13 protein-coding genes and 1 riboswitch are annotated in these 15,217 nt (G+C 72.1%); of the genes, 2 read left to right on the top strand and 11 right to left on the bottom strand.

The genetic code is table 11. From position 1 onward, the window contains the following. Nucleotides 1-186: 186 nt before the first annotated feature. The gene (locus ACZ5ID_RS25320; protein ID WP_468902190.1) at nucleotides 187-2,073 is read left to right on the top strand and encodes an AAA family ATPase; all 1,887 of its coding nucleotides are present in this window, start codon (nucleotides 187-189) and stop codon (nucleotides 2,071-2,073) included. Between the two features lie 316 nt (nucleotides 2,074-2,389). Here ACZ5ID_RS25320 and ACZ5ID_RS25315 read toward each other — a convergent pair whose 3' ends face one another. The 10 genes from ACZ5ID_RS25315 to ribD all read right to left on the bottom strand — a co-directional run bounded on the left by ACZ5ID_RS25315 (nucleotide 2,390) and on the right by ribD (nucleotide 10,865). Further along, on the bottom strand, nucleotides 2,390-3,457 hold the full coding sequence (locus ACZ5ID_RS25315) for a hemolysin family protein (protein WP_468902051.1): 1,068 nt from the start codon (nucleotides 3,455-3,457) through the stop codon (nucleotides 2,390-2,392). After that, nucleotides 3,454-4,794 (bottom strand): hemolysin family protein, encoded by a 1,341-nt coding sequence (locus tag ACZ5ID_RS25310; protein WP_468902048.1) that lies wholly within the window; start codon nucleotides 4,792-4,794, stop codon nucleotides 3,454-3,456. Before ACZ5ID_RS25310 ends, ACZ5ID_RS25315 begins: the two co-directional genes overlap by 4 nt. Before the next feature lie 204 nt (nucleotides 4,795-4,998). Further along, the gene (locus ACZ5ID_RS25305) at nucleotides 4,999-5,454 is read right to left on the bottom strand and encodes a PH domain-containing protein (RefSeq protein ID WP_468902187.1); all 456 of its coding nucleotides are present in this window, start codon (nucleotides 5,452-5,454) and stop codon (nucleotides 4,999-5,001) included. A gap of 43 nt (nucleotides 5,455-5,497) precedes the next feature. Next, a complete protein-coding gene (gene hisG, locus ACZ5ID_RS25300) occupies nucleotides 5,498-6,346 on the bottom strand; it encodes an ATP phosphoribosyltransferase (RefSeq protein WP_468902045.1) in 849 nt (282 codons plus the stop codon). A 45-nt stretch (nucleotides 6,347-6,391) separates the two neighbouring features. Next, nucleotides 6,392-6,673, bottom strand: coding sequence for a phosphoribosyl-ATP diphosphatase (locus tag ACZ5ID_RS25295; RefSeq protein ID WP_188275085.1), 282 nt, complete (start codon nucleotides 6,671-6,673; stop codon nucleotides 6,392-6,394). 35 nt (nucleotides 6,674-6,708) lie between these two features. Then, nucleotides 6,709-7,194: a 6,7-dimethyl-8-ribityllumazine synthase gene (gene ribH / locus ACZ5ID_RS25290; RefSeq protein WP_358836079.1), complete on the bottom strand. Its 486-nt coding sequence runs from the start codon at nucleotides 7,192-7,194 to the stop codon at nucleotides 6,709-6,711. Between the two features lie 50 nt (nucleotides 7,195-7,244). Beyond that, nucleotides 7,245-8,534 carry a bifunctional 3,4-dihydroxy-2-butanone-4-phosphate synthase/GTP cyclohydrolase II gene (locus ACZ5ID_RS25285; RefSeq protein WP_468902040.1) on the bottom strand — a complete coding sequence of 430 codons (1,290 nt, stop codon included), beginning with the start codon at nucleotides 8,532-8,534 and terminating at the stop codon, nucleotides 7,245-7,247. Then, nucleotides 8,531-9,175, bottom strand: coding sequence for a nicotinamide mononucleotide transporter family protein (locus tag ACZ5ID_RS25280; protein WP_468902038.1), 645 nt, complete (start codon nucleotides 9,173-9,175; stop codon nucleotides 8,531-8,533). Before ACZ5ID_RS25280 ends, ACZ5ID_RS25285 begins: the two co-directional genes overlap by 4 nt. Further along, on the bottom strand, nucleotides 9,172-9,780 hold the full coding sequence (locus ACZ5ID_RS25275) for a riboflavin synthase (RefSeq protein WP_468902035.1): 609 nt from the start codon (nucleotides 9,778-9,780) through the stop codon (nucleotides 9,172-9,174). Before ACZ5ID_RS25275 ends, ACZ5ID_RS25280 begins: the two co-directional genes overlap by 4 nt. 2 nt (nucleotides 9,781-9,782) lie before the next feature. After that, nucleotides 9,783-10,865: a bifunctional diaminohydroxyphosphoribosylaminopyrimidine deaminase/5-amino-6-(5-phosphoribosylamino)uracil reductase RibD gene (gene ribD / locus ACZ5ID_RS25270; protein WP_468902033.1), complete on the bottom strand. Its 1,083-nt coding sequence runs from the start codon at nucleotides 10,863-10,865 to the stop codon at nucleotides 9,783-9,785. A 160-nt stretch (nucleotides 10,866-11,025) separates the two neighbouring features. Further along, nucleotides 11,026-11,156, bottom strand: a riboswitch (FMN riboswitch). Nucleotides 11,157-11,443: 287 nt separating this feature from the next. Here ribD and ACZ5ID_RS25265 point away from each other — a divergent pair. Next, a complete protein-coding gene (locus tag ACZ5ID_RS25265; protein ID WP_468902030.1) occupies nucleotides 11,444-13,861 on the top strand; it encodes a chitinase C-terminal domain-containing protein in 2,418 nt (805 codons plus the stop codon). A gap of 112 nt (nucleotides 13,862-13,973) precedes the next feature. Here the strand turns inward: ACZ5ID_RS25265 and ACZ5ID_RS25260 are convergent, their stop codons facing one another. Then, the gene (locus ACZ5ID_RS25260) at nucleotides 13,974-15,107 is read right to left on the bottom strand and encodes an ROK family transcriptional regulator (protein ID WP_468902028.1); all 1,134 of its coding nucleotides are present in this window, start codon (nucleotides 15,105-15,107) and stop codon (nucleotides 13,974-13,976) included. Between the last annotated feature and the right edge of the window lie 110 nt (nucleotides 15,108-15,217).

Below are 15,217 nucleotides of genomic sequence, written 5' to 3'. Positions count from 1 at the left end.
TCAGCGGTTTTCGCTCACCCTCGGTCACCGGCCAGGTCGGGCTGCCGCTTGCCCCGCGCCACCCTTCGATCCGAGGCCCCCTCGCAGGTACGATGCGAGTGGTGCGGTCAGTTCCCGTCAATTCCTGCGGTCATTCCCTTGTGTGAATTGACGGTTCAGCACGGGGGCACGGTGGTGGGGGACGTGATGGACTTCGGCACGCAGGGCGCGCACGCCCCGGCCGATCTCGCCTGGCTGCGGGGCATCGACGCGTACACCATGGGCGCGTATCCGCAGGCCGAGGAGGAGTTCCGGGCCGCGGTGCGGATGGATCCGGGCATGGTGGACGGCTGGCTGGGACTGCACGCGCTGCGGGTGGACACCACCACGGCGCTGCTGCGCATGTACCGCCACCGGGAACGCTTCGGCGAACAGCGCGCCCGGCACCGGCGGACCCTCAACTCCTGGTACTGGCTGGGCTGGTGGGTCCAGCCGGTCCTGGAGAGCCCGCGCGATCTGCTGCTCGCGCACGCCTCGCACTGGCTGGACGGGCGCCATGTTCCCGAGCTGGACCGGGCGCTGGCCGGGCTGCCGCCGGTCGACGCCGACCCGCAGGTCCGCTTCCTGCACGCCTGCCGGGCGTACCTGGTCAAGGACTGGGACCAACTGGTGCGCCACACCGAGCCGTTGCTCGGCGATCCGCTGCTCGGGATCGAGGCCGGGCTGTTCGGCGGGATGGCCCGGGTGCGCCTGGAGATGTTCGGGCAGGCCGAGCCACTGCTGTCGGCGGCCCTGATGCGCTGCCGCAGCGAGCAGCCGCAGCGCAAGGAGCTGCGCTACTGGCTGGCCCGCGCCCACGAGGGCACCGGCCGCTCCGCCGCCGCGCTGCCGCTGTACCGGGCGGTGCACCGGGTCGACCCGGCGTTCATGGACACCTCGGCGCGGCTGGCCGCGATCACCGAGTCCGATGTCCTGGACGGGTCGTACGGGCCCGAGGACCCGGCCGATCTGGCGGCCGTCTCGCTCGCCGGGTTCGGCCAGGACGGCACGGTGGACGGCCCCGAGCCCGAGGCGGCTCCCCTGGAGCCGCCGGAGGGACGCGAGGTGCGGGCGCCGCTGGCCGGTCCGGCGGTGGTGGTGCCGCCGCCCGACGGCGTACGGGAGAAGGCCGGCATTCCCGCCCAGCCCGCCGCGCCGCCGGTGCCGGCCGGGCCGACCGACTCGGCGCTGCTCGCCCAGGCGCTGGCGGAGCTGGAGCGGATGGTGGGCCTGGAGCCGGTGAAACGCCAGGTGAAGGCGTTGTCCGCGCAACTGAACATGGCCCGGTTACGGGTCGGCCAGGGACTGCCCGTCCAGCCGCCGAAACGTCACTTTGTCTTCTCCGGCCCCAGCGGTACCGGCAAGACCACCGTCGCGCGCATCCTGGGCCGGGTCTTCTACGCGCTCGGTCTGCTCGGCGGCGACCATCTGGTCGAGGCGCAACGGGCCGACCTGGTGGGCGAGTTCCTCGGCCAGACGGCGGTCAAGGCGAATGAGCTGATCGACTCGGCCCTGGGCGGGGTGCTCTTCGTGGACGAGGCGTACAGCCTCTCCAACTCCGGCTACAGCAAGGGCGACGCGTACGGCGACGAGGCGCTCCAGGTGCTCCTGAAGCGCGCCGAGGACAACCGCGACCACCTCGTTGTCATCCTCGCCGGCTACCCCGAGGGCATGGACCGCCTCCTCGCCACCAACCCCGGTCTCTCCTCCCGCTTCACCACCCGGGTGGACTTCCCCTCCTACCGTCCCCTGGAGCTCACCGCGATCGGGGAGGTCCTGGCGGCGGAGAACGGCGACTGCTGGGACGAGGAGGCCCTGGACGAGCTCCGCTCGATCAGCGGCCACGTGGTGGACCAGGGCTGGATCGACGAACTCGGCAACGGCCGCTTTCTGCGCACGCTGTACGAGAAGAGCTGCGCGTACCGGGATCTGCGTCTGTCGACGTATCCCACGACACCGGGCCGCGAGGACCTGTCCACGCTGCGCCTGCCGGATCTGATGCAGGCGTACGGGGAGGTGCTGTCGGGCCGGGGCGGCCCGGTGGAGCCCCTGTAGTTTTTTTCCCCCGGCCGGGGGGACGGGCTACTGGGGGCTTCGCCCCCACACCCCCTTTTTTTGTCTGCGGCTCCGGTGGGGGTTGCTCACGCAGTTCCCCGCGCCCCTTGGGGGTTGCGGGCGCACGCAACTGCGCCAGGACCCGGCACGGCCAGCGGCCGAAAGACGCCGGGGGGATGCGGGGCGCAGCCCCCGCCAGGGGTGCAGGGGGCGCAGCCCCCGCTGGGGGTCCGGGGGCGCAGCCCCCGGGGCAAGACCCCCCTCCCCCGCCCCCGGAGGGTTTGGGGAAGGGGTGGGGAGGGGCCAACCCCTGTGCTCAGCCCGCCAGGGCCTGTTCCGCACGTGGCTGTACCGGGAACGGGCGGTGCGACGGGTCCCGTACCTCGCCCACCAGCATCTCCAGGACGTCCTCCAGGGCCACCAGCCCCAGCACCCGCCCCGACGCGTCCGCCACCTGCGCGAGGTGCGCCGCCGCCCGCCGCATCACGGTGAGCGCGTCGTCGAGCGGCAGCTCGGCCCGCAGCGTGACCAGCGGGCGCCACACCTGCTGCGGCACCGCCCGCTCCCGGTCCTCCAGGTCCAGTACGTCCTTGACGTGGAGGAACCCCATGAAGGCGCCCCCCTCCGCGCAGACGGGGAAGCGCGAGTACCCGGTACGGACCGTCAGCTCCTCCAGCTCCCGGGGCGTCACCGAGGAGCCGACCGTCACCAGGGACGACCGGGCGAGCAGCACGTCCGTCACCGGCCGGCTGCCCAGCTCCAGCGCGTCCTCCAGGCGTTCCATCTCCCGCGGGTCCAGAAGCCCCGCCTGCCCGGAGTCCTCCACCAGGCGGTTCAGCTGCTCGCTGGTGAAGACCGCTTCCACCTCGTCCTTCGGCTCCACCCGGAACACCCGCAGCACCAGCCGCGCGCAGGTGCCCAGCGCCACCGTCACCGGACGGCAGACCCGGGCGAAGGCGACGAGCCCGGGGCTGAACCAGAGCGCGGTCTTCTCGGGCGCCGCCATCGCCAGGTTCTTCGGGACCATCTCGCCGATGACGAGGTGGAGGAAGACGACCAGGGCGAGCGCGATCGCGTAACCGAGGGGGTGGACGAGTCCCGCCGGGACCCGCGCGGCCTCGAACACCGGCTCGAGGAGGTGGGCGACGGTGGGTTCGGCCACCGCGCCCAGCGTCAGCGAGCAGATGGTGATGCCGAACTGCGCCGCCGCCATCATCTGCGGCAGGTTCTCCAGACCGTGCAGCACCTGCCGCGCCCGCGCCGACTGGGACGCGAGCGGTTCGATCTGGCTGCGGCGCACGGAGACCAGGGCGAACTCGGCCCCGACGAAGAAGCCGTTCGCCAGCACGAGGAGCAGGGCGAAGAAGAGTTGCAACAGGCTCATCGCACGGCCTCCGCCACGCTCTTGACGTCGGCCGTACGGACGAAGCGCACCCGCTCCGCGCGGTACCGCTCGACCCGGCGGACCTGGATCCGCCAGCCGGGCAGCTCGGCGCGGTCACCGGGGACGGGGATGCGTCCGAGCAGATCGGCGACGAGTCCGGCGACCGTCTCGTACGGCCCGTCCGGCGCGTCCAGTCCTATCCGGCGCAGGCTCAGCACCCGGCAGCTGCCGTCGGCCTCCCACGCGGGGCGGCCGTCGTCGCTCGCCACGGCGGCGAGCTCGGGCCCGGTGTCGCCCTCGGCGTCGTGCTCGTCGCGCACCTCGCCGACGAGCTCCTCGACGATGTCCTCCAGGGTGACGACCCCGGCCGTGCCGCCGTACTCGTCGACGACCACGGCTATCGGCTGCTCGCTGCGCAGCCGCTCCAGGAGCTGCTGCACGGGGAGGGTCTCGGGCACCAGCAGGGGCGGCACGGCGATCCGCGCGGCCGGTGTGCGGTGGCGCTCCTGCGGCGGCACCGCGAGCGCGTCCTTGAGGTGGACCATGCCGACGACCTCGTCGATCCGCTCCCGGTAGACGGGGAAGCGGGAGAGCCCGGTGGCCCGGGTGAGGTTGAGGACGTCGGCGGCGGTCGCCGAGGTCTGGAGCGCGCTCACCTTCACGCGCGGCGTCATCACGTTCTCCGCGGTCAGCCGGCCGAGCGCCAGCGTGCGTACGAAGAGGTCGGCGGTGTCCTGCTCGATGGCTCCGGCCCGGGCCGAGTGGCGGGCCAGGGACACCAGTTCGCCCGGGGTGCGGGCGGAGGCCAGCTCGTCGGCCGGCTCCACGCCGAGCGCCCGGACCAGCCGGTTGGCGACGGTGTTCAGGAGGGCGATGACGGGCCGGAAGAGCCGGGAGAAGCGGCTCTGGGGGCCGGCGACGAACCGCGCGACCTGGAGGGGCCGCGACACCGCCCAGTTCTTGGGGACGAGTTCGCCGATCACCATCTGGACGGCGGAGGCGAGCAGCATGCCGATGACGACGCTCACGCCGGGCGCCACCCGGTCCGGCAGGCCGGCCGCGGTGAGCGGCCCGTCGAGCAGTCCGGCGAGCGCGGGCTCGGCGAGCATGCCCACGACGAGCGAGGTGATGGTGATGCCGAGCTGGGTGCCGGAGAGCTGGAAGGACAGCTCGCGCAGGGCCGCCACGACGGTACCGGCGCGGCGGTCGCCTTCGGCGGCGGCCTGCTCGGCGTCCGGACGCTCCACGGTGACCAGGCCGAACTCGGCGGCCACGAAGAACCCGTTGGCGAGGATGAGAAGGAATGCCGCGGCGAGCAGCAGCAGGGGGGTGGTCATGCCGCCGCCTCCTGCGAGGGGGCGGCGCGGGTACTACCGGACGATCCGTCCATTGCTGGAGGGAGTCACTCCTCGGGTCGTTGGTGCCCCGCAGGCCGATGGTGCCGCCTTCTGCGCGGGGCCGGCGCGTCGCGCGCCACGTCCACCAGGGTAGCTATTGAGATCGTCGCCGCAATGCTTGCCCCGGTGCTGAAAAGGGGTGGGTCAGCCGTCCTGGCGGGTGCCGTGCGACTCGGCGAGCGCGCGCAGCGCGCGGGCGTCGCGGATGGCCCGCTCCTTGGCGATGCCGGGCTGGATGCCGAGCGCGGGCAGGCTGGTGCCGTCGCTGAGGTCCAGGAAGACCCACGGGTCGCCGGGGCGGAGGTTGACGCGCAGGATCTCCGCCCAGGCGAGCCGCCGGGTCCGGGTGAGGTTGACGACGGTGACGCCCGTGTCGTCGGCGACGACCTTGGGGCGGCTCAGCAGCGCGAGGACCGCGAAGAAGACCGCGGCGGTGAACACGAAGCTGGCCCGCTCGCCCCCGCTCATGTTCTCCAGGAGCAGTGCGATGCCGGTGATCACGGCGAACATCACGGCGCCCACGCTCAGCAGTACGGCCCGGGTGCGGGTCGGCCGGAACGTGACCGGGAGAGCGGGGAGCTGGGGCGCGGGGGCGGACACGGGGAACGTCACTTCCGTACGGGAGTCGGGGGTCGGCGGCCGGTCAGAGCCGGCAGGCGTGGATGGCCGTGGTGAGGATGGCGCGGGCGCCCAGCTCGTACAGGTCGTCCATGATCCGCTGGGCCTCCTTGGCCGGGACCATGGCGCGCACCGCGACCCAGCCCTCGTTGTGGAGCGGCGAGATCGTCGGCGACTCCAGGCCGGGGGTGAGGGCGACGGCCCGCTCCAGGTGCTCGGCGCGGCAGTCGTAGTCCATCATCACGTAGCTGCGGGCGACCAGGACGCCCTGGAGGCGGCGCAGGAACTGCTGGACCTTGGGGTTCTCGGCGTCGGCGCCGGTGCGACGGATGACGGCCGCCTCCGACTTCATGATCGGGTCGCCGAAGACCTCCAGACCCGCGTTGCGCAGCGAGGTGCCGGTCTCCACGACGTCCGCGATGACCTGGGCGACGCCCAGCTCGATGGCGGTCTCCACGGCCCCGTCGAGGTGCACCACGGAGGCGGCGATACCGGCCTCGGCCAGGTGCTTGGCGACGATGCCCTCGTAGGAGGTGGCGATCGTCTTGCCCGCCAGGTCCTCGATGCCCGAGACGGTCCCGGGCTTGGCGGCGAAGCGGAAGGTGGAGCGGGCGAAGCCGAGCGGCAGGATCACCTCGGCGTCGGCACCCGAGTCGATCAGCAGGTCCTCGCCGGTGATGCCGATGTCGAGCTTGCCCGCCGACACGTAGATCGCGATGTCCTTGGGACGGAGGTAGAAGAACTCCACCTCGTTGGCCGGGTCGACCAGGACGAGTTCCTTGGACTCCTTGCGCATCTGGTAGCCGGCCTCATGGAGCATCGCCGACGCAGGTCCGGACAGTGAACCCTTGTTGGGGACGGCGATGCGCAGCATGAGGTCGGCTTCCTTCGCGTAAGGGGGTGGGGTATCGGGCTGTGCTCAGAGGTGCGCGTAGACGTCGTCGAGGGAGATCCCGCGCGCGACCATCATCACCTGGACGTGGTACAGCAGCTGCGAGATCTCCTCGGCGGCGGCGTCCTTGCTCTCGTACTCGGCGGCCATCCAGACCTCGGCGGCCTCCTCGACGACCTTCTTGCCGATGGCATGCACGCCCTTGTCCACCAGCTCGGCGGTGCGGGAGGTGGAGGGGTCGCCGTTGGCGGCCTTGAGCTGGAGCTCGGTGAAGAGCTCTTCGAAACTCTTGGAGGGTTTGTTCGCCATGATGCTTCTCAGGGTAAGGGGTGCGTCCCTGCCACTCAGCGCCAGGGTTCGCTGACGGTGCGCAGCGTGGCGGCCGTGGCGACGGCGGCGGTGACCGCTTCGTGGCCCTTGTCCTCGTTCGACCCTTCGAGGCCGGCCCGGTCCAGGGCCTGCTCCTCGGTGTCGCAGGTCAGCACGCCGAAGCCGACGGGTACGCCGGTGTCGATGCTGACCTGGGTGAGACCGTTGGTGACACCCTGGCACACGTAATCGAAGTGCGGTGTGCCGCCCCTGATGACGACGCCGAGGGCGACGACCGCGTCGTAGCCCCGGCCCGCGCAGACCTTGGCGACGACCGGGAGCTCGAAGCTGCCCGGGACGCGCAGCAGGGTCGGCTCGTCGATGCCGAGCTCGTGCAGGGCGCGCAGGGCGCCGTCGACGAGTCCGTCCATGACCTTCTCGTGCCACTGCGCCGCGATCACGGCGACCCGGAGGTCTGCGCAGTTGCGTACGGACAGTTCGGGTGCGCCCTTGCCACTCACGTGCTACTCCTCGGTGATCTTCGCTGTTACGGGTGTCGCTGCCGGTGCCGTCACTGGTTGCCGCAGGTCGACGCGGTCGCGTCCAGCCACGGCAGGTCGTGTCCCATCCGGTCGCGCTTGGTGGTCAGGTACCGCAGATTGTGCTCGCCCGCCGTGACCGGCATCGGCTCGCGGCCGACGACCTGGAGGCCGTGGCGGACCAGGGCGTCGGTCTTCTCGGGGTTGTTGGTCATCAGCCGCAGGCTGCGTACGCCCAGGTTCTGCAGGATCTGCGCACCGGCCGCGTAGTCGCGGGCGTCGGCGGGCAGGCCCAGCTCCAGGTTGGCGTCGAGCGTGTCGCGGCCCCGCTCCTGGAGCTCGTAGGCGCGCAGCTTGGAGAGCAGTCCGATGCCGCGCCCCTCGTGGCCGCGCAGATAGACCACGACGCCCCGGCCCGCCTCGGTGATGCGCTCCATGGAGGCCTGGAGCTGCGGCCCGCAGTCGCAGCGCAGCGAGTGGAAGATGTCGCCGGTCAGGCACTCGGAGTGGACGCGCACCAGCACGTCCTCGCCGTCACCGAGCTCGCCGTGGACGAGGGCGACGTGTTCGACGCCGTCCACGGTGGAGCGGTAGCCGTAGGCGGTGAACTCCCCGAAGGAGGTGGGGAGGTGGACCTCGGCCTCGCGGCGCACGGTCGGCTCGCTGGAGCGGCGGTAGGCGATCAGGTCCTCGATGGAGATGATCGTCAGACCGTGCTTGCGGGCGAACGGGATGAGCTCGGGCAGCCGCAGCATCACACCGTCCTCACCGGCGATCTCCACGATCGCGCCGGCCGGGGCGAGTCCCGCGAGCCGGGCGAGGTCGACCGCGGCCTCGGTGTGGCCGTTGCGGGCGAGGACGCCGCCGGGCTTGGCGCGCAGCGGGAAGATGTGCCCGGGGCGGACGAAGTCACCGGCCTGCGACTGCCCGTGGGCGAGCAGGCGCAGGGTGGTGGCGCGGTCGGCGGCGGAGATGCCGGTGGTGACGCCGTGCGCGGGGGACGCGTCGACCGAGACGGTGAACGCGGTCTTCATCGACTCGGTGTTGTGGTCGACCATCTGGGGCAGCCGGAGCCGGTCGAGCGCCTCGCCCTCCATGGGCGCGCAGATCAGCCCGCGGCACTCGCTCATCATGAACGCGACGATCTCGGGGGTCGCCTTCTCGGCGGCGACGACGAGGTCGCCCTCGTTCTCGCGGTCCTCGTCGTCCACGACCACGACCGGCCGGCCCGCCGCGATGTCGCGGATCGCCTGCTCGACGGGGTCGAGGGAGAGGTCCTCGCGGTTGTCGGTGGAGTACCAGGTGGGTGTGGTGGCGCTCATGCCGCCGCTCCTTCCAGGACGGGCTGCGCGCTCGTACGGGAGCGCAGCCACCAGTCGCGCAGGCCCCACAGGACGATTGCGCCGTAGATGACGTAGACGAAGCCGGAGAAGGCGAAGCCGTTGGCGAAGTTGAGCGGCACGCCCACGGCGTCGACGAGCAGCCAGGCGAGCCAGAACTCGACCATGCCGCGCGCCTGGGCGTACATGGCGACGATCGTGCCGACGAAGATGTACGCGTCCGGCCACGGGTCCCACGACAGCGTCGGGTAGGCGGTGAACAGGGCGCCGACCGCGAGGGTGCCGAGCGCCGCGCCCGCGACGAGCGCTCCGCGCTCGCGCCAGGTGGCGAAGCGCACCGCGATGGAGCCGTCCTGGCCCTGGCGCCGTCCGCCGCGCCACTGGTACCAGCCCCACAGCGCCACCACGATGACGACCAGCTGCTTGCCCGCGCTGCCGGAGAGGTGGGCGGTGCTGAACGCGGCCAGCAGGATGAGGCCGGACAGGAGCTGGGCGGGCCAGGTCCATATGGAGCGCCGCCAGCCGAGCGCGAGGGCGGCCAGACCGACCGTGTTGCCGATCATGTCGGACCACATGATGTGCTGGTCGAAGGCGGTGAACGCCTCGGAGTTGAGCCAGTTCACTTCGGGTCCTCCTGGCCGCGGGCGCCGAGCAGGCGCTCGACGTACTTGGCGATCACGTCGACCTCCAGGTTGACCGGGTCGCCGGGCTGCTTGCGGCCGAGCGTGGTCAGCGCGAGGGTGGTGGGGATGAGGCTGATGGTGAAGTAGTCGGGGCCGGCGTCGACGACCGTGAGGCTGACGCCGTCGACGGTGATCGAGCCCTTCTCGACGACGTACCGGGAGAGCTCCGCGGGCAGCGAGACCTTGACGATCTCCCAGTTCTCCGAGGGCGTGCGCGCCACGATGGCGCCGGTGCCGTCGACATGGCCCTGGACGATGTGGCCGCCGAGGCGCCCGCCCACGGCCATCGGCCGCTCCAGGTTGACGCGGGAGCCCACGTCGAGGGCGCCGAGGCTGGAGCGCTTCAGCGTCTCCTCCATGACGTCGGCGGTGAACTCGCCGTCGCCGCTCTCCACCACGGTCAGACAGACTCCGTTGACGGCGATCGAGTCGCCGTGCCGGGCTCCCTCGGTGACGACGGGGCCGCGCAGACGGAAGCGGGAGGAGTCGCCGAGCTTCTCGACGGCGGTGACCTCACCCAGCTCTTCGACGATTCCGGTGAACACGCTCAACGCTCCTTGGGAGTGGCACTGATACGGAGATCGGGGCCGATGCGGACGGTCTCGGTCAGTTCGAGCCGCAACGCCTCGGAGATCGTGGTGATTCCGCCGCCGGCCAGGGCCGCCGGGCCCGCGCCGAGCAGGACGGGTGCGAGGTAGCCGACGACCTTGTCGACCGCGCCCGCGGCGACGAAGGCTCCGGCGAGGGCCGGGCCGCCCTCCAGGAGCACGGACCGCACGCCCCGGCCGTGCAGGGCGGCCAGCAGCGCCGGGATGTCCAGACCTGTGGCGGCGCGCGGCAGCCGCAGCACCTCGGTGCCCGCCAGATGGGCGGTGTCGGCGTCCTCGGCGACCGCGATCAGGGTCGGCGCGGCCCCGTCGAGCACCCGGGCGCCGGGCAGTACGGCCGCGGCCTCGGTGTCGACGACGACCCGCAGCGGCTGGACGGCGCCGTCGATCCCGCGTACCGCGAGATGGGGGTCGTCGGCGCGGGCGGTGCCGGAGCCCACGACCACGGCGTCCGCCTCGGCGCGCAGCCGGTGGACGTCGGCGCGGGAGGCGTCCGAGGTGATCCAGCGGCTGCTGCCGTCCTCGGCCGCGATCCGGCCGTCCAGGGTCGCCGCGTACTTCCACAGGACGTACGGGCGGCCGAGCCGTACGGAGGTGAGCCAGGCGGCGTTGCCCGCCTCGGCCTCGTCCGCGAGCAGCCCCTGCTCTACCTCGACGCCCGCCGCCGCGAGCGTGTCGGCGCCCCCGGTGGCCTGCGGGTTCGGGTCGCCGACCGCGTACACGACACGGGTGACGCCGGCCTCGATGAGCGCCTGGGCGCAGGGGCCGGTGCGACCGGTGTGGTTGCAGGGTTCGAGGGTGACGTAGGCGGTGCCGCCCCGGGCCCGGTCGCCCGCGGCGGACAGGGCGTGGACCTCGGCGTGCGGGCCGCCGGCCTTCTGGTGGAAGCCCTCGCCGACGACGGCGCCCGAGGCGTCGGTGATGACACAGCCGACGACGGGGTTGGGGCTGGTGGAGCCGAGTCCGCGCGCGGCGAGCTCGACGGCTCGGCGCATGGCGTCTGCGTCGGCTGCGGTGGCCACCGGGTCCTCCTGCCTCTTCGGGCACGGACTCCGGGGCTGTCGATGAACGACAGAGAGCGGGAACAGGGCCGTACGGACAGCTCACGCATGGCCGAAGGACACCGATCGCCGGTGACGGCGATCAGCGGAACGGCCGGCATGAGCCCTCGGGGCCCGCCCGCCGCGCACTGCCTCCCATCCGGACTTTCACCGTCGGTCCAGGAATTCCACCTGGTCAACCGGCCACTGGATGCGGCCGGGTCGCGGACTATTACCGCCGGTTCGGAATTACACCGACCCCGGAGTGCGCTGCTGCTGGTACAGGGTCAGTGTGCCACGCCTGATCGTCGGCCATACGGGCGAACATCTATGGCCTGGGTCACAGTGTGGTCGCGGACGGTAGCCGAGGTCACCGTCCGTCACCTCGCCCGCTCTGCCGGAGCCCGGCATTGGTCCATACCTATTGACGCTTTGGTCTAGTCCTCTTAATCTCCGTGTCACCTCCGAGGTGAGGCCCGCCGGTGTGCGCACACCGGGGCCGACGCACGACCGCCCGCAGTCCGCCGTGTCACATCGACCTCCCCCAGGAGGAACAGACCGTGCTGTCCCCCACTCGTACGAGAGCCACTCTGCTCGCGACCGGTGCCGCGGTCGCGGGGCTGCTGCTCTCGACGCTCTCCGCGGGCGTCTCGCACGCCGCCGACAACGAGGTATGCCGCCCCGACGGGCTCTACCGGACCCCGGGCGTCGACGTCCCGTACTGCTCCGTGTACGACATTGAGGGCCGCGAGAAGATGGGCGCCGACCATCAGCGCCGGGTCATCGGGTACTTCACCGGCTGGCGCACCGGCCAGGACGGGACCCCTGCCTACCTCGCCTCCGACATCCCGTGGGACAAGGTCACCCACGTCAACTACGCCTTCGCGCACATCGGTTCCGACAACAAGATCTCCGTCGGCGCCGACGGCGAGAAGAACGCGGCGACCGGGATGACCTGGCCCGGCGTGGCCGGGGCGGAGATGGACCCCGCGCTCCCCTACAAGGGCCACTTCAACCTCCTGAACAAGTTCAAGAAGCAGCACCCGAACGTGAAGACGCTGATCTCGGTGGGCGGTTGGGCCGAGACCGGCGGCTACTTCGGGGACGACGGCAAGCGTGTCGCCTCGGGCGGCTTCTACTCGGTGGCCACCAACGCCGACGGCTCGGTCAACCAGCCCGGCATCGACACCTTCGCGGACTCGGCCGTCGCCTTCGTGAAGAAGTACGGCTTCAACGGCGTCGACATCGACTACGAGTACCCCACGACGATGAAGGACGCGGGCAACCCGCTGGACTGGACGCTGTCCAACGCGCGCCGGGCGGGCCTGGTCAAGGGCTACGCGGCGCTGATGAAGTCGCTCCGCGAGCGGCTGGACCGCGCGGGGGCGGCCGACGGCAGGCACTATCTGCTCTCGGTCGCGGCCCCCTCCTCCGGCTATCTGCTGCGCGGCATGGAGACCTTCCAGGTCCAGAAGTACCTGGACTACGTCAACATCATGTCGTACGACCTGCACGGCGCCTGGAACGAGTACGTGGGCCCCAACGCCTCGCTCTTCGACGACGGCAAGGACGCGGAACTCGCCGCGGCGGGCGTCTACTCGACCTCCCAGTACGGCGGGACCGGCTATCTCAACGCCGACTGGGCCTACCACTACTTCCGGGGTTCGATGCCGGCCGGGCGCATCAACATGGGCCTGCCGTACTACACGCGGGGCTTCAAGAACGTGACCGGCGGGACGGACGGGCTGTGGGGCCGGGCCGCCTCCACCAGCTGTCCGGCCGGGTCGGGGCTGACCAAGTGCGGTGACGGCGCGACCGGCATCGACAACCTCTGGCACGACCTCGACGACAACGGAAAGGAGGCCCCGGCGGGCTCCAACCCGATGTGGCACGCCAAGAACCTGGAGAAGGGCGTCGTCGGCGACTACGTCACCAAGTACGGCTTCCCCGCCGACACCAGGCTGACCGGCGCCTACGCGCGCCAGTACAGCTCGACGCTGGTCGCGCCCTGGCTGTGGAACGACCAGAAGAAGGTCTTCCTGTCCACCGAGGACGAGCAGTCGGTGAACGCCAAGGCCGACTACGTGGTCGACAAGGGCATCGGCGGCACGATGGTCTGGGAGCTCGCGGGCGACTACCGCTACAACGCCGCCAAGGGCCAGTACGAGCCGGGCTCGACGCTGACGTCCGCGATGTACGACAAGTTCAAGTCGGCAGCCCCCTACGGCGCCAGGCGCTCCTCGGTGACCCTGCCGACGCAGGCGCTCGACATCGGGGTGGACTTCGGGCAGTTCCCGCTCGGCGACTCCAACTACCCGATCAGCCCGAAGGTGACGCTCACCAACCGGACACGGGCGGCGCTGCCGGGCGGTACGGAGTTCCAGTTCGACTACGGCACCTCGGCCCCGGCGAACGCCAAGGACCAGTCCGGCTTCGGTACGACGGTCGTCCGCAGCGACCACAGCGGCAGCAACGTGGGCGGCCTGAAGGGTGACTACAACCGGGTCTCGCTGAAGCTCCCGGCCTGGCAGTCGCTGGCCCCGGGCGCCTCGGTGACGCTGGACTTCGTCTACTACCTGCCGGTGTCCACACCCTCCAACTGGACGGTGGCCTTCGGCGGCCGGACCTACGCGGTGACCGGGGACCTCACCCGGGGCGCGACGCCCACCGAGCCGGACACCGGCACGACCGGCGGCACCACGGGCGGGACGACCGGCGGCACCACGGGTGGCACGACCGGCGGCACCACGGGCGGGACCACCGGCGGCACCACGGGCGGGACCACCGGCGGGTCCACCGGGGGCACCACCGGCGGGGGCTCCTGTGCCGCGCCCGTCTGGTCGGCCACGGCCGAGTACGGCGGCGGCACGAGCGTCGCGTACAAGTCCCGCACCTGGAAGTCGAAGTGGTGGACGAAGGGCGAGGAGCCCGGGACCACCGGCGAGTGGGGCGTCTGGCAGGACCTCGGCGCCTGCTGAAGCCCCGCCCCCCGAACGCCCGGCGGCGCGACCTGAGGCCCTTGCCGCCCCGCCGGGCACCCGCCCCGGACACCCGCATCCCGGCCGGACTCCCCGGCCGGGGTGCGGTGCGTCAGGGCGCGAACAGCTCGTCCTGCGCCGCGTCCCGGGCCGCGAGCAGGGCACCGCGCAGCACCGCCCGGTCCCCGAGTTCGCTGGGCCGGACCTCGGCGTCGAGGGGGGTGAGGGCGGCGAGCCGGGTTCGCACCCGGGCGGCCAGCGACGCGCCGCCAGCGTGGCCGAGTTCGCCGCCCAGGACGATCAGACCCGGGTCCAGTACGGAGACCACGGCCGCCGCGCCGATGGCGATCCGCTCGGCGAGCGCGTCGAGGAACGGGCCGTCCGCCTCGCGCACCAGGGTCTCGGCGCCGCCCCTCAGCCCGTGCCGGGCGGCGAGCCGCACCACCGCCTCGGCGCCCGCGAGCGCGTGGAACCCGCCGTCGCAGCCGGTCGCGGACGGCAGCCGCCCGGTGCCCGGGACGGGCAGGAAGCCGATCTCGCCCGCGCCGCCGGAAGCGCCCCTGCGCAGCTTCCCGTCCAGGAAGACCGCGGCCCCCACACCCTGGCCCAGCCAGAACAGCACGAAGTCGGACTGGCCGCGCGCGGCGCCCAGGCGGTGTTCGGCCATCGCCGCCAGGTTCACCTCGTTCTCGACGAGGACCGCGGCCGACAGCCGTCCGTGCAGGGCCGGGACCAGGGCCCGGTGCCAGGCGGGCAGCCCCGTGCTGTCGCGCAGCTCGCCCGTCGCCGGGTCGATCAGGCCGGGCGCCCCGATCCCGATGCTGTGCAGCCGCTCGGCGCCCGCCTCCTTCGCGGTGCGCTCCAGGAGCGCCACCGCCTGTTCCACGGCCGGCCCCGTCCCGGCCTCGGCGTCGATCGGCAGGGCGGCCCGGGCGAGGGTCGCGCCGAGCAGGTCCGCCACGACGACGGTGACGCTGTCGGTGCGCACGTCGAGGGCGGCGAGATGCGCCCGGTCCGCGACGATCCCGTACAGCTTGGCGTTGGGTCCGCGCCGCTCGGCGCCGGACTCCCCCACGACCTGGACCAGCCCCGAACCCTGGAGCCGTTCGACCAGGTCGGCGACGGTGGGCCGGGACAGTCCGGTGAGCTTCTTGAGCTGACCCGCCGTCAGCGGCCCCTCGTCCTGGAGCAGACGCAGGGCGAGGCGGTCGTTGATGACCCGGGCGGTGCTCGGTGATGCGGGCATGCCGGAATCCTTCCAGACGACCGAAAGCCGATGGACGGCGGAGTATTTATCAGGCAGGGTTCCTGATAGTTTATCGCGGGCACCGGACCACAGCGACCATTTCCAGGGGA

Source organism: Streptomyces sp. NPDC031670 (assembly GCF_055580545.1).
Note: the sequence above shows the minus strand (reverse complement) of the source record. Positions and strands in the feature narration are given on the sequence as shown.